At 36.3% G+C, this 24,229-nt stretch carries 28 protein-coding genes; 27 read left to right on the forward strand and 1 reads right to left on the reverse strand.

Going from position 1 to position 24,229, the window contains the following annotated elements:
- Window positions 1–48 precede the first annotated feature (48 nt).
- The 4 genes from ACYVEC_RS09755 to ACYVEC_RS09770 all read left to right on the forward strand — a co-directional run bounded on the left by ACYVEC_RS09755 (window position 49) and on the right by ACYVEC_RS09770 (window position 3,573).
- A complete protein-coding gene (locus ACYVEC_RS09755; RefSeq protein ID WP_080468633.1) occupies window positions 49–222 on the forward strand; it encodes a YpfB family protein in 174 nt (57 codons plus the stop codon).
- 128 nt (window positions 223–350) lie between these two features.
- Window positions 351–1,028 carry a (d)CMP kinase gene (cmk, locus tag ACYVEC_RS09760; RefSeq protein ID WP_063224168.1) on the forward strand — a complete coding sequence of 226 codons (678 nt, stop codon included), beginning with the start codon at window positions 351–353 and terminating at the stop codon, window positions 1,026–1,028.
- 334 nt (window positions 1,029–1,362) lie between these two features.
- Window positions 1,363–2,511, forward strand: a complete 1,149-nt coding sequence (gene rpsA, locus ACYVEC_RS09765; protein WP_063224167.1) for a 30S ribosomal protein S1 — start codon at window positions 1,363–1,365, stop codon at window positions 2,509–2,511.
- 12 nt (window positions 2,512–2,523) lie between these two features.
- Complete coding sequence (locus ACYVEC_RS09770) at window positions 2,524–3,573, forward strand: type 2 isopentenyl-diphosphate Delta-isomerase (protein WP_063224166.1); 1,050 nt, start codon at window positions 2,524–2,526, stop codon at window positions 3,571–3,573.
- A gap of 330 nt (window positions 3,574–3,903) precedes the next feature.
- Here ACYVEC_RS09770 and ACYVEC_RS09775 read toward each other — a convergent pair whose 3' ends face one another.
- The gene (locus tag ACYVEC_RS09775; RefSeq protein ID WP_000513900.1) at window positions 3,904–4,038 is read right to left on the reverse strand and encodes a YpzI family protein; all 135 of its coding nucleotides are present in this window, start codon (window positions 4,036–4,038) and stop codon (window positions 3,904–3,906) included.
- Between the two features lie 116 nt (window positions 4,039–4,154).
- Here ACYVEC_RS09775 and ACYVEC_RS09780 point away from each other — a divergent pair, with 116 nt between their 5' ends.
- The 23 genes from ACYVEC_RS09780 to qcrB all read left to right on the forward strand — a co-directional run bounded on the left by ACYVEC_RS09780 (window position 4,155) and on the right by qcrB (window position 24,209).
- Complete coding sequence (locus ACYVEC_RS09780) at window positions 4,155–4,766, forward strand: YphA family membrane protein (protein WP_063224165.1); 612 nt, start codon at window positions 4,155–4,157, stop codon at window positions 4,764–4,766.
- Complete coding sequence (locus tag ACYVEC_RS09785) at window positions 4,759–5,652, forward strand: YIEGIA family protein (RefSeq protein WP_063224164.1); 894 nt, start codon at window positions 4,759–4,761, stop codon at window positions 5,650–5,652. Before ACYVEC_RS09780 ends, ACYVEC_RS09785 begins: the two co-directional genes overlap by 8 nt.
- A complete protein-coding gene (locus ACYVEC_RS09790; RefSeq protein WP_060630176.1) occupies window positions 5,649–5,834 on the forward strand; it encodes a capping complex subunit for YIEGIA in 186 nt (61 codons plus the stop codon). Before ACYVEC_RS09785 ends, ACYVEC_RS09790 begins: the two co-directional genes overlap by 4 nt.
- Before the next feature lie 124 nt (window positions 5,835–5,958).
- Entirely contained in the window at window positions 5,959–7,269 is a 1,311-nt protein-coding gene (gene der / locus ACYVEC_RS09795; protein ID WP_060630177.1) for a ribosome biogenesis GTPase Der, read from the forward strand.
- Window positions 7,270–7,287: 18 nt separating this feature from the next.
- Window positions 7,288–8,310, forward strand: a complete 1,023-nt coding sequence (locus ACYVEC_RS09800) for an NAD(P)H-dependent glycerol-3-phosphate dehydrogenase (protein WP_063224163.1) — start codon at window positions 7,288–7,290, stop codon at window positions 8,308–8,310.
- A gap of 115 nt (window positions 8,311–8,425) precedes the next feature.
- Complete coding sequence (locus tag ACYVEC_RS09805; protein WP_000369753.1) at window positions 8,426–8,677, forward strand: stage VI sporulation protein F; 252 nt, start codon at window positions 8,426–8,428, stop codon at window positions 8,675–8,677.
- 266 nt (window positions 8,678–8,943) lie between these two features.
- Entirely contained in the window at window positions 8,944–9,147 is a 204-nt protein-coding gene (locus ACYVEC_RS09810; protein ID WP_001288995.1) for a DUF2768 domain-containing protein, read from the forward strand.
- Window positions 9,148–9,210: 63 nt separating this feature from the next.
- Window positions 9,211–9,924 carry a hypothetical protein gene (locus tag ACYVEC_RS09815; protein ID WP_199677581.1) on the forward strand — a complete coding sequence of 238 codons (714 nt, stop codon included), beginning with the start codon at window positions 9,211–9,213 and terminating at the stop codon, window positions 9,922–9,924.
- Between the two features lie 242 nt (window positions 9,925–10,166).
- Complete coding sequence (spoIVA, locus tag ACYVEC_RS09820) at window positions 10,167–11,645, forward strand: stage IV sporulation protein A (RefSeq protein ID WP_000416522.1); 1,479 nt, start codon at window positions 10,167–10,169, stop codon at window positions 11,643–11,645.
- A gap of 299 nt (window positions 11,646–11,944) precedes the next feature.
- The gene (locus ACYVEC_RS09825) at window positions 11,945–12,217 is read left to right on the forward strand and encodes an HU family DNA-binding protein (protein ID WP_001043860.1); all 273 of its coding nucleotides are present in this window, start codon (window positions 11,945–11,947) and stop codon (window positions 12,215–12,217) included.
- A 120-nt stretch (window positions 12,218–12,337) separates the two neighbouring features.
- Entirely contained in the window at window positions 12,338–12,907 is a 570-nt protein-coding gene (gene folE, locus ACYVEC_RS09830; RefSeq protein ID WP_001151478.1) for a GTP cyclohydrolase I FolE, read from the forward strand.
- 212 nt (window positions 12,908–13,119) lie between these two features.
- Window positions 13,120–13,869 (forward strand): heptaprenyl diphosphate synthase component 1, encoded by a 750-nt coding sequence (locus ACYVEC_RS09835; protein ID WP_063224161.1) that lies wholly within the window; start codon window positions 13,120–13,122, stop codon window positions 13,867–13,869.
- A gap of 29 nt (window positions 13,870–13,898) precedes the next feature.
- On the forward strand, window positions 13,899–14,612 hold the full coding sequence (gene menG / locus ACYVEC_RS09840; RefSeq protein ID WP_098557342.1) for a 2-heptaprenyl-1,4-naphthoquinone methyltransferase: 714 nt from the start codon (window positions 13,899–13,901) through the stop codon (window positions 14,610–14,612).
- A gap of 38 nt (window positions 14,613–14,650) precedes the next feature.
- Window positions 14,651–15,613 carry a heptaprenyl diphosphate synthase component II gene (hepT, locus tag ACYVEC_RS09845; protein WP_063224159.1) on the forward strand — a complete coding sequence of 321 codons (963 nt, stop codon included), beginning with the start codon at window positions 14,651–14,653 and terminating at the stop codon, window positions 15,611–15,613.
- Between the two features lie 124 nt (window positions 15,614–15,737).
- Complete coding sequence (gene ndk, locus ACYVEC_RS09850; protein WP_000415885.1) at window positions 15,738–16,184, forward strand: nucleoside-diphosphate kinase; 447 nt, start codon at window positions 15,738–15,740, stop codon at window positions 16,182–16,184.
- A 273-nt stretch (window positions 16,185–16,457) separates the two neighbouring features.
- Entirely contained in the window at window positions 16,458–17,630 is a 1,173-nt protein-coding gene (gene aroC, locus ACYVEC_RS09855) for a chorismate synthase (protein WP_063224158.1), read from the forward strand.
- Complete coding sequence (aroB, locus tag ACYVEC_RS09860) at window positions 17,630–18,715, forward strand: 3-dehydroquinate synthase (RefSeq protein ID WP_063224157.1); 1,086 nt, start codon at window positions 17,630–17,632, stop codon at window positions 18,713–18,715. Before aroC ends, aroB begins: the two co-directional genes overlap by 1 nt.
- A 120-nt stretch (window positions 18,716–18,835) precedes the next feature.
- Window positions 18,836–19,948, forward strand: coding sequence for a histidinol-phosphate transaminase (hisC, locus tag ACYVEC_RS09865; protein WP_063224156.1), 1,113 nt, complete (start codon window positions 18,836–18,838; stop codon window positions 19,946–19,948).
- 448 nt (window positions 19,949–20,396) lie between these two features.
- Window positions 20,397–21,659: a tetratricopeptide repeat protein gene (locus ACYVEC_RS09870; protein WP_098557348.1), complete on the forward strand. Its 1,263-nt coding sequence runs from the start codon at window positions 20,397–20,399 to the stop codon at window positions 21,657–21,659.
- A 73-nt stretch (window positions 21,660–21,732) separates the two neighbouring features.
- Window positions 21,733–22,269 (forward strand): ReoY family proteolytic degradation factor, encoded by a 537-nt coding sequence (locus ACYVEC_RS09875; RefSeq protein WP_001095923.1) that lies wholly within the window; start codon window positions 21,733–21,735, stop codon window positions 22,267–22,269.
- 135 nt (window positions 22,270–22,404) lie between these two features.
- Window positions 22,405–22,878, forward strand: a complete 474-nt coding sequence (locus tag ACYVEC_RS09880) for a YpiF family protein (protein ID WP_142332904.1) — start codon at window positions 22,405–22,407, stop codon at window positions 22,876–22,878.
- Window positions 22,879–23,021: 143 nt separating this feature from the next.
- Window positions 23,022–23,534, forward strand: coding sequence for a menaquinol-cytochrome c reductase iron-sulfur subunit (qcrA, locus tag ACYVEC_RS09885; RefSeq protein WP_063224154.1), 513 nt, complete (start codon window positions 23,022–23,024; stop codon window positions 23,532–23,534).
- Window positions 23,535–24,209 carry a menaquinol-cytochrome c reductase cytochrome b subunit gene (gene qcrB, locus ACYVEC_RS09890; protein ID WP_000932700.1) on the forward strand — a complete coding sequence of 225 codons (675 nt, stop codon included), beginning with the start codon at window positions 23,535–23,537 and terminating at the stop codon, window positions 24,207–24,209.
- The last annotated feature ends 20 nt before the right edge of the window (window positions 24,210–24,229 follow it).

Genomic DNA, 24,229 nt, shown 5'->3' on the forward strand with positions numbered 1-24,229 from the left:
AATCTCAAAACGAAATATATAAATATAAGGTAGAAGGGAGCAATTACGTTGAAAAAGGTGGAGAAAATTTTTATTCGTATATTAATAATACAATTTATTTGTCTTTGTGTTGTGCAATTGTTATTTATACATAAGTCATCAGTGAAATATTTATCTAAAATTGTTTATTATGAAGGTGTCACGGTAAAAAACGAAACAGAAATCTTACAGGTGAATAGGTAGTTTTCATTTTCTTCTAGGAAGGAGTATGCTACAATAATTGAGGATTTAATGACGTGAAGCAAATGAGAAGAAGCAGGAGAATACCTGCTTTTCGTTTTGTTTTATAAGTGAAAAAATGAGGTGTTACAATGGATAAACGAATTTCAATTGCTATAGATGGTCCAGCAGCTGCTGGAAAAAGTACAGTCGCAAAAGTTGTAGCGAAGAAACTTTCTTACGTTTATATTGATACAGGGGCAATGTATCGTACAATTACATATGCAGCCCTTGAGCAAAAAGTGGATATTGAAAATGAAGAGCAGTTAATGGAAGTTGTAAAGAATGTAAATATTGAATTTCAGCAAGGAGAAAATACACAACTTGTATTTTTAAATGGACAAGATGTTTCTGAAGTAATTCGTACACCAGAGGTGACGAATCGAGTATCTATTGTGGCGAAACATCGCCTTGTTCGTGAAGAAATGGTACGTCGTCAACAAGAGCTAGCGGAAAAAGGCGGCGTTGTAATGGATGGCCGTGATATTGGTACACATGTGTTACCAGATGCTGAAGTGAAGATCTTTATGCTTGCTTCTGTTGAAGAAAGAGCAGAAAGAAGACATTTAGAAAATATAAATAAAGGTTTCGATTCTAATTTAGAGCAGTTAAAAGAAGAAATTGCTCAGCGTGATAAATTAGATTCAGAACGCGAAGTTTCTCCTCTGAAAAAAGCTGATGATGCATTGGAATTAGACACAACTTCTTTATCAATTGAAGAAGTTGTCCAAAAAATTATGGGCATTGTTTCAGGAGTGTTTGCGAAATAAAGAAAGGGGATAGCCTCTTTCTTTTTTGTTTGTATAGAAATGTAAAGGATACGTGAATTGTGAAGCTCTTTCCTTGACAAATGATCGGATTTGTAAGAAGTTAGTAAAAGAGAGATAAAACTTTCAGAATATATTCGCTATTATATTTCAAAACATACTTTCTTCAAGATGATTTTGCTGTATACTATTTATATAGGTTTAATATATTTTCTGGTGAAATGTATGAAAACTGAGTATGTGATGATAAATTCTTAAACATGCAAATGAAAACATTTGTTTTCATTTCGTATATACATAAAAAAATGCTTTGTCAATTCTGTAGGGAGGTATTTCCATGGTAGAGAAAATGAATGAAGAAGTTATGGATTCAAAAGAATTACAAGTTGGTGACGTTGTTACAGGTTCTGTAACGAAAGTTGAAGAGAAACAAGTGCTTGTAAATGTTGGATACAAAACAGATGGCGTAATTCCAATTAGTGAATTAGCTAACGTTCATATTGAAAAAGCAAGCGATGTGGTAGAATTAGATCAAATACTAGAATTAAAAATTATTAAATTAGAAGAGGATGATCTTGTCTTATCTAAACGTGCTGTTGATGCAGAAAAAGCATGGGTAGAATTACAAGAGAAATTTACTTCTGGTCATGTATTTGATGTTACTGTAAAAGATATCGTGAATGGTGGATTAGTTGTGGACCTTGGTGTTCGTGGGTTCATCCCAGCTTCACTTGTAGAAGTACATTATGTAGAAGATTTTACTGACTATAAAGGCAAAACATTAGCTGTGAAAATTGTTGAATTAGACCGCGAAAAAAATCGTGTAATTCTTTCGCATAAAGCAGTAGTAGAATTAGAACTAGATTCTAAGAAGAAAGAAGCAATTTCTTCATTAAAAGAAGGAGACGTTGTTGAAGGAACAGTGCAACGATTAACGGATTTTGGTGCTTTCGTTAACGTTGGTGGTGTGGACGGTTTAGTTCATATTTCACAAATTTCACACGAACGTGTAGAGCAACCTTCTGAAGTATTAGAGCAAGGTCAAAAGGTAAAAGTAAAGGTGTTATCAGTTGATGCTGATACACAACGTATTTCTTTATCAATTAAAGCAGCTCAACCGGGACCTTGGGAAAATGTTGCTGGTGAAATAAAAGCTGGAGATATTCGTGAGGGAGTAGTAAAACGCCTTGTTACATTCGGTGCATTTGTTGAAATTTTACCTGGTGTTGAAGGTCTTGTGCACGTATCTCAAATTGCAAATCGTCATGTGAAAAATCCAAATGAAGCATTGGAAATGGGACAAGAAGTAAAAGTGAAAGTACTTGAAGTCCATGTAGCAGAGAAACGTATTTCTTTAAGTATAAAAGAAGCGCTTGAAGAAAATAATGTAACTGAAGATTACAGTCAGTATGAACCAAATGCTGATTCTGCTACTTTCCAATTAAGTGATATTATTGGTGAACAACTGAAAAAATTAAAGAAATAAAGAGGGGTACAAGTGGTAAGGGCAAAACGTAAATTAGATCATATTGAATACGCTCTTTCTACTGGTCAGTCTCGTACGCATGGCTTTCATGATATTGACTTTGTGCATCAAAGCTTGCCAAATTCAAGTTATGACACAATAACATGTGGAACAAAAATCGGCGAACTTTCACTAAGTTCGCCGATTTTTATCAATGCGATGACTGGTGGTGGCGGAGAGAGAACATTACATATTAATGAGCAATTAGCATATGTAGCGAAACATCATAATCTTGCTATGGCTGTAGGTTCGCAAATGGCGGCGTTAAAAGATGAAAGTGAGGCTGCATCTTTTAAGATTATCAGGAAGGTAAACCCAAATGGTACTTTCTTTGCTAATTTAGGTAGTGAGGCAACTATCGAACAGGCAAAGCGTGCTATTGATATGATTGAAGCGAATGCATTGCAAATTCATTTAAATGTTATACAGGAGTTAACAATGCCAGAAGGAGACCGTGACTTTACTGGTGTACTTCAACGCATTGAGAAAATTGTTTTAAAGAGTAAAGTTCCTGTCATTGTAAAAGAAGTTGGATTTGGGATGAGTAAGGAAACTGTACAACAGTTAGCAAGCATAGGTGTAACGGCAATTGATATTGGTGGACAAGGTGGTACGAATTTTGCTGCTGTTGAAAATGAAAGAAGACAGCGAATGCTTTCTTATTTTAATAACTGGGGCATACAAACAGCAACCTCGATTATTGAAGCAACCTCTACAAATAATAACCTCTCTTTTATTGCATCTGGGGGTATACAAACAGCGCTTGACGTAGCGAAAGCAATCGCATTAGGGGCGAATACAACTGCGTTTGCTGGATACTTTTTACGCATTTTAATGCAAGATGGTATCGAGAAGTTAGTGGATGAAATTAATCTATTACATACAGATTTGAAATTTATTATGACTGCTCTTGGTGCGAAGACGATAGAAGAGTTACAATCTGTACCTCTTGTTGTAAAGGGCGAAACATACCATTGGTTAACGCAGCGTGGTATTGATACGACGCATTATAGTAGAAGATAAAAAATCAACCGTTTGGTTGGTTTTTTATTTGCTGTTCTTTTTTAGTAATATAAAGTGAGGAATGGAATTAATATTCTATCAAAATAAAAATGAAATGAAATTATCGAGATATATAAATGTTGAATCATAAAAGTTACGACTGGAAAATGTAGATAATGTACTACTGGATTATTGGATAAGGTTTAATTTGGCCAAGGGAAATAAGTGGAGGGGAAAATTAATCAGTGGAAAATTCGTAAATGAAATATTATTTTGATATAAATAAAAATTATTAAAATAATTATGTAAAAGACGGTTTCGTACAATATCGAAACCGTCTTTTTGTATTCATTAGTGCTGATTTTGTTTTCGAGCTTGCTCTGGTGTATCGAGCCCAGTAGCACCCGGATATTGTAATGATTGGTCACGGTCAGATTCAACGCGGCGTGATTCTCTTAGTTTTCGTTCTTGACGATCTTTACCCATAATGAATTGCACCTCCTTATTAAAAGTGTTGCTGTATTATGAAAAAACTATGCGCGAAGAAAGTGGATTAACTTTCATAAAAAGTTCCCATAATGGAAAACATAGGAGGTGAAATGATGGAAGGGAGTACTTTTTATTTTGTAGCTTGGATAGGGTGGATTATCGTAACTTTTTTTATGAAAAAGGACTCTATTCGGTGGAAGATAAGCGCCTGTATATTGATTTTTATTATTTGCTCTCCGTTACATGTAACGATTGCTTCATTCACGGTATCAGTAAATGCACTTTTACTTTCTGTTGTTGCTTTTATAGGAATCACACTATATTCTATTTGGAAAAAATTATATAGCTTACTTTCGGCGCTTATTATTGCAATGTTATATACAAGTTTTCATTTGTTAGAAGTATATGATCCGATTTGGATTGTGGTGGACAGGTTGTTTTTGTTAAGTGGTGCTCTTGTGTATGCATCGGTTTTATTACACGAGGATCGCATATTACGATTATGTTCTCTTTATATAGGAATGTTACAGGGAGAATTGTTAGTGACGCTTATTTTTCGAAAGCTACATTTCCCTTACGATTATGGTAGTTTAGCGTTTTTTGATATCGTCGCCGTTTCTACATTTTTCATGGCAATTTTGTTTTGGATGGCAAAAGCATCAGTATATATAGAACAGTTCAAGAGAAAAACACGTAAAAGAAAGGCGAGGGTAATACATGACTGAATATACACCGGCCATTTTATGCGGCGTAATAGCGGGGACAGTAACAAGATTGCTAATGCTCCGGACAGATACGCGGCAATATCCGACGAGGCTCCATGGGAAAATTATTCACATTGCGATGGGGTTAATTGCAGCGGCCTTAGGAGCAATTGCGATCCCGTCAATTTTGAAAAAAGATTTTTCTGCTATTACGTTTCTTACGTTAGCGGCAACACAGTTTCGTGATGTGCGTAATATGGAAAGAAATACACTCCAACAATTAGATGGATATGAGCTCGTACCACGTGGAAATACATACATTGAAGGAATTGCATTAGTTTTTGAAAGTCGTAACTATTTGGCGATGTTAACGTCGTTTGCAACGACGTTTGCGTATATAGGATTCCGTTCATGGGTTGCTGGAGTAATTATGGCTCTAATTGCATTTTTTATCGCGAAAAAATTAATGTCTGGTAAGAGGTTACATGATCTTGTTGAAATCGAGCATGTTCCGCTTCGTTTTGAAGGGGCCGGGCTATATATTGATAATATTTACATTATGAATATTGGATTGCCAGCAAGACAAGAGGAAATTATGAAATATGGAATGGGTTTTATTCTAAAGCCGAAGTCAATTGATGCGATGGTTACAATTGCAAATTTAGGGCAACGACAAGCTATTTTGCACGATGTTTCTGTTGCTTTAGGGATATATAGAGATTCTGGTACACCAGCGCTTGTACCGTTAGCAAAGCGTGATTTAGAGGATGGAAGAGTTGGGATATTTGTCTTGCCACAAGATCAAGATGCAGAGAAAGCGATAGGTGTCATAGGGAATGTGCCGACGTTAGAGAGTGCCGTTCATATGTCATCGGAAGCCCCGAAAGGAAGGGGAGATAAGAGATGATGTTAGAAAGCGTTATTCTCGCGGTTATTACAACGAAACCAGAGAAATTTGGAGGTGGTGCTCCTTTGTTTACTTGTGAGACGACAGAGGAACTAGAATTTGTTGCAAATAATTTAGAGGCTATTTTAGATGGTATTGCGCATCGCTTACAAGAGAATGTATATATTATTGTGAAACATTAGCAACGTGTGGTATAATACGAGGTGTTTTGATACGTTGAGAATTATTCTGGAATGCAAATCCCTTCTTGCACAAAGAAGGGTTTTTTACATAATAAACAGATGTAAGTTGAAAGGATGAAAGTATATGCCGAAACCAGTAATAGCAATAGTAGGCCGCCCGAACGTAGGAAAATCTACTATTTTCAATAGAATTGTTGGAGAAAGAGTTTCAATTGTAGAAGATATACCAGGTATAACGCGAGACCGTATTTATAGTGCGGGAGAATGGTTAAATCATGAGTTTAACATTATTGATACAGGTGGAATTGATATTGGAGACGAGCCATTTTTGACACAAATTCGTCAACAGGCGGAAGTAGCGATTGATGAAGCAGATGTTATCATTTTTATGACGAATGGTCGAGATGGTGTAACTGCAGCAGATGAAGAAGTTGCTAAAATTTTATACCGCTCTAAAAAACCAATTGTACTTGCGGTAAATAAGGTTGATAATCCAGAGATGCGTAGTGATATTTATGATTTCTATGCATTAGGATTTGGCGAGCCATTCCCGATTTCAGGTACACACGGCTTAGGACTTGGTGATTTGTTAGATGAAGCTGCAAAGCATTTTCCAAAGATTGAAGAAGAAGCGTATGACGATGAAACAATCCGTTTCTCTTTAATTGGACGTCCAAACGTAGGGAAATCATCACTTGTAAACGCACTTCTTGGTCAAGAACGTGTAATTGTAAGTAATATAGCGGGAACGACACGTGATGCGGTTGATACACCATATAGCAAAGATGGTCAAGATTATGTAATCATCGATACAGCTGGTATGCGTAAAAAAGGGAAAGTATACGAAAGTACAGAAAAATATAGTGTACTTCGTGCACTTAGAGCGATTGAACGTTCTGACGTTGTTTTAGTCGTTTTAGACGGAGAAGAAGGAATTATTGAACAAGATAAAAAAATCGCTGGATATGCTCATGATTCAGGACGTGCTGTTATTATCGTCGTAAACAAATGGGATGCCGTGAAAAAAGATGAAAAAACAATGAAAGCATTTGAAGAAAACATTCGCGCTCATTTCCAATTTTTAGAGTATGCGCCGATTGTATTCTTATCTGCGAAAACGAAAAAACGTACACAAACATTATTACCAGTTATTAATGAAGTAAATGAAAGTCATAGTATCCGTATTCAAACGAACGTATTAAATGATGTAATTATGGATGCGGTAGCGATGAATCCAACGCCGACTCATAATGGTAGCCGTCTGAAAATCTTCTATGCAACACAAGTTGCGGTAAAACCACCAACATTTGTTGTGTTTGTAAACGATACAGAATTAATGCACTTTTCATATGAGCGCTTCTTAAAGAATCGTTTACGTGAAGCGTTCGGTTTTGTAGGAACGCCGATTCACATTATCGCTAGAGCAAGAGACTAATGGAGAGGATGTGATTTTATGACAAAAATCACAGTAGTAGGAGCAGGTAGTTGGGGAACAGCGTTAGCGATGGTATTAGCTGACAATGGACATGATGTACGTATTTGGGGACATCGTACTGAACTTATGGATGAGATTAATACGAAACATGAGAACAGTCGATATCTCCCAGGCATTACATTGCCAAGCACAATCGTAGCCTACTCTTCTTTAGAAGAAGCATTAGTAGATGTAAATGTAGTACTTCTTGTAGTACCAACAAAAGCGTATAGAGAAGTGCTACAAGATATGAAGAAATATGTAGCAGGTCCGACTACTTGGATTCATGCAAGTAAAGGAATTGAACCTGGTACGTCAAAACGTATTTCGGAAGTGATTGAGGAAGAAATTCCAGAGAACTTGATTAAAGATGTTGTTGTACTGTCTGGACCGAGTCATGCTGAAGAAGTCGGCTTACGCCAAGAGACAACTGTTACGTCTGCAGCAAAGCGTATGGAAGCGGCTGAGGAAGTACAAGACTTGTTTATGAATAGCTACTTCCGTGTATACACAAATCCAGATATCGTTGGAGTTGAGCTTGGCGGTGCGTTAAAAAATATTATCGCATTAGCTGCCGGAATAACTGATGGACTTGGATTAGGTGATAATGCAAAAGCAGCATTAATGACACGCGGTTTAACGGAGATTGCTCGTTTAGGAAGAAAGATGGGCGGAAATCCGTTAACGTTTGCTGGTCTAACTGGAATGGGAGACTTAATTGTAACGTGTACAAGTGTTCATAGCCGCAATTGGCGCGCTGGAAATATGCTTGGAAAAGGACACTCTTTAGAAGAAGTGTTAGAAAGTATGGGTATGGTTGTAGAAGGTGTAAGAACAACGAAAGCTGCTCATGAATTAGCAGAGAAAATGGAAGTTGAAATGCCGATTACAGCTGCTTTATATGACGTACTGTTCAATGGGAATAACGTAAAAGATGCGGTAGGCTCATTAATGGGACGTGTTCGAAAACATGAAGTGGAAGCTATACCGGACTTACTTTAAAGAAAAGCGCCAGAAGTACAATTGTACTTCTGGCGCTTTTTATTTTTTTGGGTCTTTTCACCATTTTTTTATTTTTGCATAGGATGAAGAGTAACTTGAGGAGAGGGTGAAAAGAATGGATAATAACATTTTTAATAACATTGAAAAAGAAGCGAAAGTGAATAAAGAAGATATTTTTAAATTAGCATCATCTGTACAAAATGCGAATTTACGTGATGAGACTGTACTTCGTCAATTGATTCATCAAGTGGCTCTTATGGCAGGACGTGAAGTGCCGAAAGAACAAGAGGATCAAATTGTAAAAGCGATTATTAACAATAATATGCCGGCAGATTTTGGTTCGTTAAGCAAAATGTTTAAAAAATAAATTATGAGAAACAAAGAGTTTGTAAATTGCATATGATAGCCATGAAAGTATGGGAATAGAGCTGTTTTGGGCATATTTGGTCAACCGAAGCGAGGGATACACTCGTTTCGGTTTTTATTTTTATATACATTAATGGAAAATGTGGAAATCCTGTTGATTAAAGTTACATATTAGCAAATTCGTAGTAAAATGTTCTTTTTTTATTTGTTTAAAGATTTTAATTTGTTAAAATAGTATAAAAATAGATAATAAAAAGGGGTGTGTATATGTCGGAAGGGCTTATAAAAATGTGGTTTGCTTTAGGGGCAATTGGATTTATGTTTTTTGCAGTAAGTTTTATTTTACTAAGCAGATATAAAATAAAGAATAAATTTTTGAAAGGGATTACAGCGTTAGTAGCGTACACCCTTATGATTGTTTCAGGAATTGTTATTTTTCTTGTTGTATTTAGTGGACCTGTACAGCAGTAAAGAGGATGGTCCGAAAATGCTACATACGAAGCAAGCTATATTAGTATGAAAAGGTGATTGCTAGTGAAAAAAGTCCATATTATTTTAATATTTTGTTGTATGAGCCTTTTAACAGGGTGTTTGTATCCGAAAGAAAATATGAAACAAAATGCTGTTCCTTATGAAGATCAGCTACAAGTCGTTCAAAAAGCTGTTGCGACATTTAAAGAACAAAATGATGGGATATTGCCAATTAAGACGCGGGATATGAGTACGCCTATTTATCAAAAGTATCCAATCGATTTTCAAAAGATTGCTCCGCGTTACATACAAGAAGCACCGGGGAACGCATATGAAAGTGGTGGAGTATATCAGTACGTATTAATAGATGTTGAAACGAATCCAACTGTAAAGTTAATTGATGTAAGGATGACTGAGCAAATTCAGGAATTAACATTGAAACTTAAAATGTACCGTGATGACCATCAATATCCACCTTTTAAAAAAGTAATTTCAGATGGTGTCTATGAATTAGATTTCAAAAAACTAGGATATAAAGATATACCACAAGTAACAAGTCCGTATTCTGGTAAAGGGTTGCCTTTAGTAATCAATGAAAAAGGGGAAGTTTTTGTTGACTATAGAATGGATCTATATGAAGCATTAAAACAAAATGAAGGCCAATTTAAGGAGGGAGAAGATATCCGGAATATACTATCGAAAGATTCTCCATTTGTTCCTGCCTATTCTCTACCGTATACAGTAAAAGACGGAGAACCAATTTTTTTTAAATCATAAGTCATGAACCTTTCTTTTAGCGAATAAGTTCTAGAAGAAAGGTTTTTTATGTTATACAACTTGTGATGCAAACAAACGATATTTTTAAATAGTCATATGAAATTGGACAAAATTATATGATATATTGTCCGAACTTCTAGAATACCATTATATTATATCAGATATTATAGGCAACGTTAGAGAAGGTATTAGTTGACTATAAACGTGGAATTATTCCCAAAAATTTTGAGGGAGGGAATCACTTGGAAAAGGTAGATATTTTTAAAGATATTGCGGAACGCACAGGCGGTGATATTTATTTTGGAGTTGTAGGAGCTGTTCGAACAGGAAAATCAACATTCATTAAAAAATTTATGGAACTTGTAGTTATTCCTAATATTGAGAATGAGTCTGACCGTCAAAGGGCGCAGGATGAACTGCCTCAAAGTGCTGCTGGACGTACAATCATGACGACGGAACCGAAGTTTGTTCCAAACCAAGCGGTTTCTATCGAAGTAGATGAAGGTCTTGAAGTGAATATTCGATTGGTAGATTGCGTCGGATATACGGTTCCGGGAGCAAAAGGCTATGAAGATGAGAATGGCCCGCGCATGATTAATACTCCTTGGTATGAAGAACCTATTCCGTTCCATGAAGCTGCAGAAATCGGAACACGTAAAGTAATTCAGGAACATTCAACAATTGGTGTTGTGATTACAACAGATGGAACGATTGGTGAAATTCCAAGAAGAGATTATATAGAGGCAGAAGAACGCGTAGTAAATGAGTTAAAAGAGGTAGGAAAACCTTTCATTATGATCATTAATACTGTACAGCCGTATCATCCAGATACAGAGCAATTGCGCCAAAGTTTATCTGAAGAATATGATATCCCAGTCATTGCAATGAGTGTTGAAAGTTTAAGAGAAACAGATGTGTACAATGTGCTTCGAGAGGCGTTATTTGAGTTCCCTGTTTTAGAAGTGAATGTTAATCTTCCGAGCTGGGTAATGGTGCTAAATGAAGGGCATTGGTTACGCCAAAGTTATCAAGAAGCCGTTCAGGAGACTGTCAAGGATATAAAACGTCTTCGTGATGTGGACCGTGTTGTTTGGCAGTTTAGTCAGTATGAATTTATTGATCGAGCGAGCCTAGCTGGCATTGATATGGGGCAAGGTGTAGCGGAGATTGATTTATATGCACCAGATGAATTATATGATCAAATTTTAAAAGAAGTAGTAGGGGTAGAAATTCGAGGGAAAGATCATTTATTGAAACTTATGCTCGATTTGTCTCATGCGAAAGTAGAATACGATCAAGTGGCGGATGCCCTGCGTATGGTAAAGCAAACAGGATATGGTGTAGCGGCGCCTGCGTTAGCTGATATGAGCTTAGATGAGCCAGAAATTATTCGTCACGGTTCAAGGTTTGGTGTGAAATTAAAAGCTGTAGCTCCGTCTATTCATATGATTAAAGTAGATGTGGAGTCTACGTTTGAGCCAATCATTGGTACGGAAAAGCAAAGTGAAGAACTAGTTCGTTACTTAATGCAAGATTTTGAAGATGACCCATTATCAATTTGGAATTCTGATATATTTGGACGTTCGCTTAGCTCTATTGTTCGAGAAGGTATTCAAGCGAAACTTTCTTTAATGCCAGAAAATGCGAGATATAAATTAAAAGAAACGCTAGAAAGAATTATTAATGAAGGATCTGGCGGATTAATTGCGATTATATTATAAGAAAAAAATCCCTCTCATCGTAGAGGGATTTTTTTGATTTTCGCGTATAGAATAGAGAAATAAACAGTCATTATCTAATATATTGTTGTAAATTGTCAAGTTTCATCAGATTTTCACATTTTAAGAGTAACAATTTCCTTAAAAATATTGAATTATAAAGGAGAATCGTATAATATAGGCGTTGATAATGATTTATCTACATCTTTGTAGTATAGAATTTGCAAAAATTGCCTACAAATGAAAGTAAGACTCATTTTATGATCATTATACAGTCTTATCTTTGGGAGGAGGTGAATGGCATGAACAAGACAGATTTAATCAATGCTGTTGCAGAAGCAAGTTCCCTTTCTAAAAAGGACGCAACAAAAGCAGTAGACGCTGTTTTTGATTCTATCTTAGAAGCTTTAAAACAAGGTGATAAAGTACAACTGATCGGATTCGGTAACTTCGAAGTTCGTGAGCGTGCGGCTCGTAAAGGTCGTAACCCACAAACAGGTGAGGAGATTGAAATCGCTGCAAGTAAAGTACCTGCATTCAAACCTGGTAAAGCGTTAAAAGATGCGGTTAAATAATCCTTACATATTAACAGGGAAGAAGAGTTTCCTTTTTGGGAACTCTTCTTTTTGCTTTTAAAAACATAAATATGCTAGAATGTGTTCGTATCACTTTTAGGTTTTCGGGAGGGCTAGCGGATGGCAAAAGTTAATTTAGAACAAATTGAACATGCAGTACGCCTTATTTTAGAGGCAATCGGAGATGATCCAAATCGTGAGGGAGTACTTGATACACCAAAGCGTGTTGCAAAAATGTACGCAGAAGTGTTCGCGGGTATGCACGAAGATCCGAAAGAACATTTGCATAAAGTGTTCGGAGAAGATCACGAGGAGCTTGTATTAGTAAAAGATATACCGTTTTATTCGATGTGTGAGCATCATTTAGTTCCATTCTATGGAGTTGCTCACGTTGCATATATTCCGCAAGGCGGAAAAGTGACAGGGTTAAGTAAATTAGCTCGTACTGTAGATACAATTGCACGTCGTCCACAACTACAAGAACGTATTACATCAACAGTAGCGAACTCTATTATGGAAGTACTAGAGCCGCATGGTGTAATGGTAGTAGTAGAAGCGGAACATATGTGTATGACGATGCGTGGTGTAAAAAAGCCAGGTGCGAAAACAGTAACAACAGCAGTACGTGGTGTGCTAGAAAATGATGCTGCAGCACGTAGTGAAATTTTATCTTTTATTAAAACGAAGTAAAGAAAAGTGGGAAACTGCTTTTCTTTTTTTTTTATGTAAATAAATGATATAGTTTTAGTAAGGCAGAGTGAGAATAGAAAGACTACTTAAAAGAATAGAAGATGTTATTTAGTTCGGTGGAAGTTTGGAAAGAGTAGCCAAGTTTTGGTTATAGAAAATAGAATGTATGTGTTATAATAAGTTTTATGAATTAGAAAACAAGGGTGATTTTTGTGTGTGACATCTACGGAGGGTATGCAGGTATAAGAGAGAAATTGATGGAGAAATTACGCCATCCTTATTTTATAAACTATATTGAAGAACCATTTATTGATGAAGAAAAAATAGCATTGTTATACGGTGCTTTAAAAAGTGCAAATTTACATATAGAACAAATTGAGCATTATGTAGTAACGATTATGCTTGTGCAAATTGCGCTTGATACACATGAAAGAGTATCAAATAAAGCAGGAGAAGAAGCAAATGAATCGCATAAACGTCGTCAGCTAACAGTACTTGCTGGTGATTACTATAGCGGGTTATATTATTACTTATTGTCTATGAATCGTGATATTGTTTTAATTCGTGCGCTTGCTGAAGGAATTAAAGAAATTAATGAACACAAAATAATGTTATATCAAAAAGCGCATAAAACGATGGATGACATAATGGAAAGTGTAGTAACAATTGAGTCTGCACTCTTGCAAAAAACATGTGATCATTTTCATTTATCGCATTGGAAGCCGTTTATAACGTATGTACTAGGAAAAAATCGTCTTCAAAAAGAATGTGAACTACATGTTGATAAACAACATTCACCTGTTTTTCAAGCAGTTCAAGGGATTTTGAACGATAAAGCGGATGCAGAAACAGTTATTAATGGATGGAAGATGGAATTGAGAAAGAAAGAAAATCAATTTTTAGAAAATCACACAGATATAAGCGAAATAAACTCTGTGTTAAGAGATAAATCGAAGACATAAGCAATTTTACATTGGAAGAAGGTACGAGCATGCAACAATCAAAAGAAGAAAGAGTACATGATGTATTTGAGAAAATCTCTGATAAATATGATGTAATGAATTCTGTAATTAGTTTTCAAAGACATAAAGCGTGGCGTAAAGAGACGATGCGTATTATGGATGTAAAACCAGGTAGTAAAGCGCTTGATGTATGCTGCGGGACAGCGGACTGGACAATTGCGCTAGCTGGAGCGGTAGGTGAGCAGGGCAAGGTTGTTGGTTTAGACTTCAGTGAAAATATGTTATCTGTCGGTAAGCAAAAGGTAGAAACGTTACAATTAAAACAAGTAGAACTTCTACATGGGAATGCAATGGAACTTCCATTTGAAGATAACACATTTGATTATGTAACGATTGGGTTTGGTTTACGTAACGTACCGGATTATATGCACGTATTAAAAGAAATGACACGTGTAGTAAAACCAGGTGGAAAAGTAATTTGTTTGGAAACATCTCAACCAACAATGATTGGTTTTCGACAAGGGTATACTTTATACTTTAAATATATCATGCCGTTATTTGGAAAGTTATTTGCGAAAAGTTATAAAGAATATTCATGGCTACAAGAATCTGCTAGTACATTCCCTGGTATGAAAGAATTGGCTAAGATGTTCGAAAAAGCTGGACTTGAACGTGTACAAGTGAAGCCGTTTACTTTTGGGGTAGCAGCGATGCATTTAGGTATGAAACCAGAATCAAAATAGAAAAAAGAAAAAAGAAGTTTTAGGTTAAGGTGAACAATATGAAGTTACAACTTATGTACTCTTTTTTACGATCGGATATTAATGTGATAGAAAAAGAATTAAAAAAGACAGTTGCTTCTGAACAGCCATTAGTAGAAGAGGCGGCATTACAACTTATTGAAGCTGGTGGGAAGCGAATTCGTCCTGTATTTGTGTTGCTTGCGGGGAAATTTGGAGATTATAAGTTAGACGCAATTAAGCATGTAGCTGTTGCGTTAGAACTTATTCATATGGCTTCTCTTGTTCACGATGATGTTATTGATGCTGCATTTTTACGACGTGGTAGCGCAACTGTGAATGCGAAATGGGGAGATCGTATTGCAATGTATACAGGAGATTATCTATTCGCTAAGTCTCTTGAATGTATAACAAATATCGAAATTCCGGAGGCGCATCAGGCGCTATCGCATACCATTTTAGAAGTTTGTAAAGGTGAAATAGAACAAATTAAAGATAAATATAACTATGATCAAAACTTAAGAACGTATTTAAGAAGGATAAAGCGAAAAACAGCGTTATTAATTGCTGCGAGTTGTCAATTAGGAGCAATTGCAGCTGGCGCTAGTCGTGATACGGTAAATCGACTATTTTGGTATGGGTATTTTGTAGGAATGTCGTACCAAATTATTGATGACATTCTAGATTTCGTTTCCACAGAAGAGAAGCTTGGGAAACCTGCTGGCGGAGATTTGTTGCAAGGAAATATTACGCTTCCTGCCCTATACGCTATGGAAGATCCAGTGCTTCGTAAGAAAATCAGATCTGTACACGAAAATACACAAGCGGATGAAATGAAAGAAATTATTGAGGCTGTAAAGAATAGTGATGCTATTGATAAAGCATTTGCGTTTAGTGAACGTTATTTACATAAAGCATTAGAAATTATAAAACCACTCCCACGTGGACAAGCGAAGTATGCATTACAAAATGTAGCAAAGTATATTGGAAAACGAAAATTTTAGTGTTTTTTCTAAAAAATAAAATAATCTCTCTATTTCAAAACTATTGCACAATTGTGATAAGGGTGTTAATATGTGTGTGGGGATATACAATTACATACATAATTCAGAAGTGGAGAGATTTTTTATGGAAAAAACATTTCTAATGGTTAAACCAGACGGTGTACAACGTGCCTTCATTGGGGAAATTGTAGCTCGTTTTGAGAAGAAGGGCTTTCAATTAGTTGGTGCAAAATTAATGCAAGTTACTCCGGAAATTGCTGGACAACACTATGCTGAGCACACAGAAAAACCTTTCTTTGGTGAATTAGTAGACTTTATTACATCTGGCCCTGTATTTGCAATGGTATGGCAAGGTGAAGGTGTAGTAGATACAGCTCGTAACATGATGGGTAAAACAAGACCACATGAAGCAGCTCCTGGAACAATTCGTGGAGATTTCGGTGTAACTGTTGCGAAAAACATTATCCATGGTTCTGATTCGTTAGAAAGTGCAGAGCGCGAGATTGCTATTTTCTTTAAAGAAGAAGAATTAGTTGACTACTCAAAATTAATGAATGAATGGATTTACTAATTATTTTGAAATAATTTGTAAACGCTTTAATCACTGTGATAATAGTAAAAAGCGCAAGAAGAATAGGGGTATTCTTCTTGCGCTTTTTTTATTTCAATTAGTTACGAAGTTAGAGCCGTTATGATATATTGATATGTAAAGTAAAAGGCCTATCGGAGAATAAGCGAATGGCTGATCAATTATATAGTTTCTTTCATATTTTTAGAGTAATGAAAGATAATATCATTGCTTAATATAGCGAGATAAATACATATACGAAAAGAGGAATAACGTATGCGATATATTACAGCTGGTGAATCTCATGGTCCACAACTTACAACGATTATAGAAGGTGTACCAGCAGGACTACCTTTAGTAGCGGATGATATAAATGAAGAGTTAGCTAGAAGGCAAAAGGGATATGGGCGTGGTAGACGCATGCAAATTGAAACGGATCAAGCGCAAATTGTAAGTGGTGTTAGACATGGAGAGACATTAGGTTCTCCAATTGCACTTGTTGTTGAAAACCGTGATTTTGCACATTGGACAAAAATTATGGGTGCAGAGCCGTTAACGGAACAAGAAGAAAAAGAAATGAAAAGGAAAGTAACAAAACCAAGACCTGGACATGCTGATTTAAATGGTGCGATTAAATATGGGCATAGAGATATGAGAAATGTACTGGAACGTTCTTCAGCTCGTGAAACGACAGTACGTGTTGCTGCTGGTGCGGTTGCAAAAAAAGTGTTAGCGGAACTTGGTATTACAGTAGCGGGCCATGTAATTGAAATTGGCGGTGTACAGGCTAAAGAGACTACGTATCGTTCAATTGAAGAATTAAAAAGCATTACAGAAGCATCACCTGTACGTTGTTTAGATGAAGAAGCTGGTAATCAAATGATTAAAGCAATTGATGATGCGAAAGCAAATGGTGATTCAATCGGTGGCATTGTTGAAGTGATTGTGGAAGGCATGCCAATTGGAGTAGGGAGCTATGTGCATTATGATCGAAAACTGGATGCAAAATTAGCAGCCGCAATTATGAGCATTAATGCCTTTAAAGGTGTTGAGATTGGAATTGGTTTTGAAGCAGCACATAGACCGGGTAGCGAAGTTCATGATGAAATTCTTTGGAATGAAGAGCGTGGATATACACGAAGAACAAATAATGCAGGTGGATTAGAAGGCGGTATGACGACTGGTATGCCAATTGTTGTGCGCGGTGTGATGAAACCGATACCTACACTATATAAACCTCTTCAAAGTGTCGATATTGATACGAAGGAGCCTTTTACAGCAAGTATTGAACGTTCAGATAGTTGTGCTGTTCCAGCAGCTAGTGTCGTTGCAGAAGCGGTTGTAGCTTGGGAATTAGCTACAGCTTTAATAGAACAATTCGGATTAGATCGTATGGACCTTATTCGTGAAAATATTGAGAAACATAATGAATATGCGAGGGGATTTTAATGGGAAACATACATATTCAAACGAAATCAAAAGAATATGATGTGCATGTAGGAAAAGAATCGTTGTCACATTTGACAACAATTATTCAAAACATACAGCCATCTGTATCAAACATCATGATCATTTCAGATGAAGCTGTTGCATCTTTACATTTACAGACAGTTGTAGATGCGTTGCAAATAGAGCAAAAAGTATTTTCATTCGTTGTACCGAGTGGCGAGAAAGAGAAGTCTTTTGAAAATTTCTATGCGGCTCATACGTCAGCTCTTGAAAATAAATTAGATAGAAATTCTTTAATTATTGCACTTGGCGGCGGGATGATTGGAGATTTAGCTGGTTTTGTTGCCGCGTCTTTTATGCGTGGAATCCGCTTTATTCAAGTTCCAACGACTTTATTAGCTCACGATAGTGCAGTAGGTGGAAAAGTAGCGATTAATCATCCGTTAGGTAAAAATATGATAGGGGCATTCCATCAACCTGAAGCGGTTGTATATCATACGCCGTTTTTACAGTCTCTTCCTGAGACAGAGTGGCGTTCAGGTTATGCAGAAGTGATCAAACATGCTCTTATTGGTGATGTAAAGCTGTATCATTGGCTAAAAGAAGAAGTGCAAACATTAGCAGATCTTCGTGATGAGAAATTAATCCATATATTAACGAAGGCGATTCCTGTAAAGGCAAACATTGTAGCACAAGATGAAACAGAAAAAGGTGTACGTGCTCATTTGAACTTTGGACATACGTTAGGCCATGCTCTTGAAAAAGAACTAGGATATGGAAACATTACTCACGGTGACGGAGTAGCGGTTGGAATGTTATTTGCCTTGTTTTTAAGTGAGCAAGTGTATAAGGTTGATCTTTTTTATGAAGAGATGAAGCAGTGGTTCTTAAAGTACGGCTATCCAAAAATGCCAAGTGATTTGAATGTAGAGCGTCTCGTTCAATTGATGAAACAAGATAAGAAAGCGAATGCTGGAGCAATTCATATGGTGTTAATGCAGGAATATGGGGTAGTGAATGTCGTATCTATTCCAGATGAGACTGTTCATATTGCGTTAGAGGCATTTCAAAAGGATATGGTTTAAGAAGTGCGAAGTGCTTGTTTAGAGGTGTTCTCGTAATAGTGACAGTAATGATAAACGATTACAATGAGGAATTATAACCGTATTGTAATCGAATTGAATAAAATGACTGGGGGAAGAAAAATGAGAGTGAAAGAGCAATTGTTAACTTTGAGAGCATATGTACCTGGGAAAAATATTGAAGAAGTAAAAAGGGAATATGGGTTATCAAAAATTGTGAAATTAGCATCGAACGAAAATCCATTCGGTTGCTCAGCGCGCGTAACAGAAGCATTAACTTCTTTAGCGAGTCAATACGCTCTTTATCCAGATGGATATGCCTTTGAACTTCGGACACAAGTAGCAAAACATTTAGGTGTTAAAGCGGAACAACTGTTATTTGGTAGTGGATTAGATGAAGTCATCCAAATGATTAGTCGTGCATTACTACACGAAGGAACAAATGTTGTAATGGCGAATCCAACATTCTCGCAATACCATCACCATGCTGTTATTGAAGGAGCAGAAGTTCGTGAAGTACCACTTAAAGATGGCATTCACGATCTAGATGCGATGTTACAGCAAGTAGATGATAAAACGAAGATTGTATGGATTTGTAACCCGAATAATCCAACAGGTACATATGTAGAAAAACAAAAATTACTTTCATTTTTAGAATCAGTTCCTAAGTCAGCGCTTGTTATTATGGACGAAGCATATTATGAATATGCGGGAGCAGAAGACTATCCGCAAACATTACCACTTCTTGAAAAGTATGAAAATCTTATGGTATTACGTACATTTTCAAAAGCATATGGTTTAGCTGCTTTCCGTATCGGATATGCGGTTGGTAATGCGGAGTTAATCGGGCAGCTAGAAGTAGCAAGGTTACCATTTAATACATCGACTGTAGCGCAATCTGTAGCACTTGCTGCATTAGAAGATCAAGCATTTTTACAAGAATGTGTGAAAAAGAATGAAGAAGGATTACATCAATATTACGCATTTTGTAAGGAGTATAACGTATTCTATTATCCATCTCAAACAAATTTCATTTTCTTAAAACTCGGTATTCCTGGTAATGAGGCTTTCGAACGATTAATGAAGAAAGGATATATTGTTCGTTCTGGTGCTGCATTTGGTATACATGATGGTATTCGTATTACTGTTGGTTTGAAAGAAGAGAATGATGAAATTATAGAATTATTGAAAGAGCTTGTAAAAGAGCAAGTAAAGAAAGAAGAAACATACTCTTAAGAGTTTGTGAAGGCTCCTATTATAGGAGCCTTTTTTATTTAAATAAAGATTGAGGTTAAGAAGGCGTGTAAATCTTAATCCGTGCGGGGCAATAATTAATAAGGGAAGTTATTTGCACGGTAACGAAAGAAAACGGTACAATAGAAAGTAGTAATGCGGTATCGGTGTCATATTCGAACCGCGATAAGTGAAAGTACAAGAAGAAGCATACTTCTTCTTAAGGTTGCGTTCTTACACCTAGTTGCTTATGATAAAGTGAAACTTGAATCAGTGGGGATATTCATCTCCCGCTGATTATCAGTCCACACCAATCGGGCTTTTACGGGTAGCCCGATCCCCATCTAACTTCTTTGCCTTCTCTGAATTTTGAGGTGGGGGTCTTACTGCCCGGCAAATAGAGTGATAAATGAACAGAAAAGAATATTTTTTAGAATTAAAGGAGACGTTTATGCAAAAGTTTGAACAAGCTGTTTCATATATTGAAAATGGTGAAGCCGAAAAGGGATTACAATTATTAACAGAGCAATTAAAAATGGCGAATGATGAAGAGAAGTATGATATTGCTCGTTATTATCATACACTTGGATTTACGGATGAAGCGTTAGCTATTACAGAAGACTTGCGTTTATTGTATCCAGAAGAAAGTGAATTCACTGTATTTTTAGCAGAATTATATATTGATCTAGACAAAGAAGATGAAGCGATTGAAGTGCTTCATGATATTCCAGAAAATGATGATTTATATGTTCAATCGTTATTACTTGTTGCGGATTTATTCCAAATGCAAGGTTTCGATGATGTAGCAGAACAAAAACTATTAAAGGCGAAAGAAATGATGCCTGACGAGCCTGTTATTACGTTTGGATTAGCAGAGTTATATAGTAGTAAAGGTGAAGAACAAAAGGCAATCACTCATTATGAGTCGCTATTAGCGGAACATAAAGTAATGGGTGGTGTTGTCATTGCACTTCGTCTCGCAGAAACGTTAAGTGCGATTGGAAATTGGGAAGAAGCGATCTCTTACTACGAAGCAGGTTTAGAGGAACAAAAAGATATCCATTCATTATTTGGATATGCCTTCACATTATACCAAGGTGAAGAATACCAAAGAGCAATTGGTGCTTGGCAAGAACTAAAAGAATTAGATCCTGAATATGCATCGCTTTACATGTATTTAGCGAAAAGCTATGAAAAAGAAGGGATGCTTCAAGAAAGCTATGAAACACTTCAAGAAGGAATTAAAGTAGATGAGCTTTCTGTACCATTTTATGTAGAATTAGCGAACATTGCGGCGAAATTAGGGAAAATAGCGGAAGCAGAGGAAGTGCTTCAAAAAGCGCTTGAGTTAGATCCAGGACATTTAGGTGCAACATTAAAATATGCGTATATCTTAAAGGAACAAGAAAAGCATGAAGAGCTAATCGCAGTTGTAGAGCGGGCTATCGATAGCGGAGAACCAGATACACAACTACTTTGGGATCTTGCGTTTGCAAAAAAACAATTAGAAATGTATTCTGATGCATTAAAACACTATGAAAGTGCATATACTTCTTTTAAGAATCATCCAGACTTCTTGGAAGAGTACGGTTATTTCTTATTGGAAGAAGGTATGCGAAAAGAGGCGAAAGAAGTATTTACTCAGTTAATACAACTAGACCCGACACAAATTCATATTGAAGAATTGTTATATAATTTAGAGGATTTTTCATAAGTTGGAAGGAAACTGAATGACGCTTCTTGAATCTAAAAAGAAAAGAGAAAGACAGAGGAGGGACTTAATTGCTATGAATACCCCTGTTTCTGTAAACGAGAAGAAGGATTTTGTAAAATGGTTTTTGAATAATTACCAACTGAAACAGCGTGAATGTGTATGGATTTTGAATTATTTAATGAGTCACGACCAATTGATGCATAAAGTCCACTTCGTAGAGCATGCAAAATATTGTCCGCGTGGCTTAGTGATGTCCGCGAATTGTGTAAAAGATACACCGTTTCACTTTTTTAAACAAAATGTTATGACAACAGATGCTGAAAAATCGTTTCATGATATTCGTTTAAATCGAGATGAGGATATTTATATTCAACTCAATTTTAAATCATCATTTCAAAATGCTAATTATGTAGCTGTATTAGAAGAAAACCCGTATTTACCAAAGCATATTGAAGTAAATGAAAAAGATCGTTTACTTGCAGAAAGATTTTTAGAAGAAAGTGTATTTTCTTTTAGAAGAGAACGTCTTTTGAAACAAATTGATGAAGCGCTGGATAAGCAAGATAAGGAAGCGTTTCATAGGTTAACAGCGGAGTTAAAGATGTTATAGAATTCATTTGGATTCATAAAATTTTACAAATTTCAGACTTTTTAAGAAAAACTACCTTAATATAGGTAGTTTTTCTTTTTTTACCTCTTTTAGTATGGTTTAATATATATAAAGTGAAAGTTCTGTCATTTGTAGATGAGGGAGGGAAGAAATTTGAAATGGATTGTAAAAGATGTGGAACAGTTTGAGCAAGCAAGAGAATATGTAGATACAGGTGTTATACCACTTTTATCAATTTCGGCAGCGAAAGAAATGAAAATGGTAGTAGAACAAGGTGAATTTATCGAATTGTTGAGTATGGAGTTGGAAAGAGAATATAAAGGAAGGGTGCTTTTACTACCTGCATTTACGTATTTAGTAGAAAGTCAAAAAAATGAAAAAGGTCGTTTGCAAGAATGGACAAATCATTTACAAAAGCAAGGTTTTAAGCATATTGCTTATGTTACAAGTGATTTTTCATGGAAAGAAGATATGCAAGAATTACAGGGGGATTTATTTTGGTTTCCTTCGTTAGCTTTAGAACAATTTAGTGATCAAGCGAAAAGAGAAGTTATTCATGCACATATAAAAAATATAATGGTGATGTTAGAAGAAAAATGGGGAAAGTAATAATAAACAGAAAGTTCTTATTATTATGAGTAGTATGATATTGACCTGTGCATGAGCGTATTATATCATGATAGTGTCCTAGTTTTTATTTTTTATATAATTTATCACGAGGGGACAATTTCTGATAGAGGGGGGAAATTTTCGTGAGCGAGAACGAACATCGTGTGTCAAGAAGACAGTTTTTAAATTACACCCTTACAGGGGTAGGAGGCTTTATGGCAGCGGGTATTTTAATGCCGATGACGCGGTTTGCGCTTGATCCGGTGTTAAGAAAAGAAGCGGGAACGGATATGGTTGCTGTTGCACAAGTAAAGGATATTACAACAGAGCCGAAACGTTTCGACTTTAAGGTGAAGCAGGTTGATGGTTGGTACAAGTCTGAAGAGCCAAAATCAGCTTGGGTTCATAAAGATGAAAGCGGAGACATTGTTGCGTTCTCTCCAGTATGTAAACATTTAGGATGTACAGTTAACTGGAATTCGGACAAAGCACATCCGAATCAATTCTTTTGTCCATGTCACGGGGGCCGTTATACAAAGGACGGGATGAACATTAAAGGCACACCGCCCCTTGCTCCACTGGATGTATACGAATCTAAAGTGAAAGATGGAACGCTGTATTTAGGAAAAGCGAAGCCAAAAGGGGGTGCGAAGTAGATGCTAAATAAAATTTATGATTGGGTAGATGAAAGGTTAGATATTACACCAATATGGCGTGATATCGCTGATCATGAAGTACCTGAACATGTAAACCCGGCACATCACTTCTCTGCATTCGTTTATTGCTTTGGAGGACTTACCTTTTTTGTTACTGTAATTCAAATTTTATCTGGAATGTTTTTGACAATGTATTATGTGCCTGATATTAAAAATGCTTGGGAATCGGTTTATTATTTACAAAATGAAGTTGCGTACGGACAAATTGTTCGTGGTATGCACCACTGGGGTGCTAGTCTCGTCATTGTAATGATGTTTTTACATACACTTAGAGTTTTCTTCCAGGGTGCGTATAAAAAACCTCGTGAGTTAAACTGGATTGTTGGTGTTCTTATTTTCTTTGTTATGTTAGGTCTTGGTTTTACCGGATATTTATTACCGTGGGATATGAAAGCGTTATTTGCTACGAAAGTAGGGATTCAAATTGCAGAACAAACGCCGCTCATTGGTCCTTATATTAAAACATTACTCGCTGGTCATTCCGAAATTGTTGGCGCTCAAACATTAACTCGCTTCTTTGCTATTCACGTCTTCTTCTTACCAGCAGCACTTCTAGGTTTAATGGCCTTCCACTTCATCATGATTCGCAAACAAGGTATTTCCGGTCCGCTATAAGAGATTGCTAAATTAAAGGG

This window comes from Bacillus sp. MN7755 (assembly GCF_054771475.1).

Excerpts from the sequence above, each read along its gene's own strand:
- cmk (WP_063224168.1), top strand. The coding sequence starts at position 351 with ATGGATAAACGAATTTCAATTGCTATAGATGGTCCAGCAGCTGCTGGA.
- rpsA (WP_063224167.1), top strand. The coding sequence starts at position 1,363 with ATGGTAGAGAAAATGAATGAAGAAGTTATGGATTCAAAAGAATTACAA.
- ACYVEC_RS09775 (WP_000513900.1), bottom strand. The coding sequence starts at position 4,038 with ATGGGTAAAGATCGTCAAGAACGAAAACTAAGAGAATCACGCCGCGTT.
- ACYVEC_RS09780 (WP_063224165.1), top strand. The coding sequence starts at position 4,155 with ATGGAAGGGAGTACTTTTTATTTTGTAGCTTGGATAGGGTGGATTATC.
- ACYVEC_RS09785 (WP_063224164.1), top strand. The coding sequence starts at position 4,759 with ATGACTGAATATACACCGGCCATTTTATGCGGCGTAATAGCGGGGACA.
- ACYVEC_RS09790 (WP_060630176.1), top strand. The coding sequence starts at position 5,649 with ATGATGTTAGAAAGCGTTATTCTCGCGGTTATTACAACGAAACCAGAG.
- der (WP_060630177.1), top strand. The coding sequence starts at position 5,959 with ATGCCGAAACCAGTAATAGCAATAGTAGGCCGCCCGAACGTAGGAAAA.
- ACYVEC_RS09800 (WP_063224163.1), top strand. The coding sequence starts at position 7,288 with ATGACAAAAATCACAGTAGTAGGAGCAGGTAGTTGGGGAACAGCGTTA.
- ACYVEC_RS09805 (WP_000369753.1), top strand. The coding sequence starts at position 8,426 with ATGGATAATAACATTTTTAATAACATTGAAAAAGAAGCGAAAGTGAAT.
- ACYVEC_RS09810 (WP_001288995.1), top strand. The coding sequence starts at position 8,944 with ATGTCGGAAGGGCTTATAAAAATGTGGTTTGCTTTAGGGGCAATTGGA.
- ACYVEC_RS09825 (WP_001043860.1), top strand. The coding sequence starts at position 11,945 with ATGAACAAGACAGATTTAATCAATGCTGTTGCAGAAGCAAGTTCCCTT.
- folE (WP_001151478.1), top strand. The coding sequence starts at position 12,338 with ATGGCAAAAGTTAATTTAGAACAAATTGAACATGCAGTACGCCTTATT.
- menG (WP_098557342.1), top strand. The coding sequence starts at position 13,899 with ATGCAACAATCAAAAGAAGAAAGAGTACATGATGTATTTGAGAAAATC.
- hepT (WP_063224159.1), top strand. The coding sequence starts at position 14,651 with ATGAAGTTACAACTTATGTACTCTTTTTTACGATCGGATATTAATGTG.
- ndk (WP_000415885.1), top strand. The coding sequence starts at position 15,738 with ATGGAAAAAACATTTCTAATGGTTAAACCAGACGGTGTACAACGTGCC.
- aroC (WP_063224158.1), top strand. The coding sequence starts at position 16,458 with ATGCGATATATTACAGCTGGTGAATCTCATGGTCCACAACTTACAACG.
- aroB (WP_063224157.1), top strand. The coding sequence starts at position 17,630 with ATGGGAAACATACATATTCAAACGAAATCAAAAGAATATGATGTGCAT.
- hisC (WP_063224156.1), top strand. The coding sequence starts at position 18,836 with ATGAGAGTGAAAGAGCAATTGTTAACTTTGAGAGCATATGTACCTGGG.
- ACYVEC_RS09870 (WP_098557348.1), top strand. The coding sequence starts at position 20,397 with ATGCAAAAGTTTGAACAAGCTGTTTCATATATTGAAAATGGTGAAGCC.
- ACYVEC_RS09875 (WP_001095923.1), top strand. The coding sequence starts at position 21,733 with ATGAATACCCCTGTTTCTGTAAACGAGAAGAAGGATTTTGTAAAATGG.
- ACYVEC_RS09880 (WP_142332904.1), top strand. The coding sequence starts at position 22,405 with ATGAGGGAGGGAAGAAATTTGAAATGGATTGTAAAAGATGTGGAACAG.
- qcrB (WP_000932700.1), top strand. The coding sequence starts at position 23,535 with ATGCTAAATAAAATTTATGATTGGGTAGATGAAAGGTTAGATATTACA.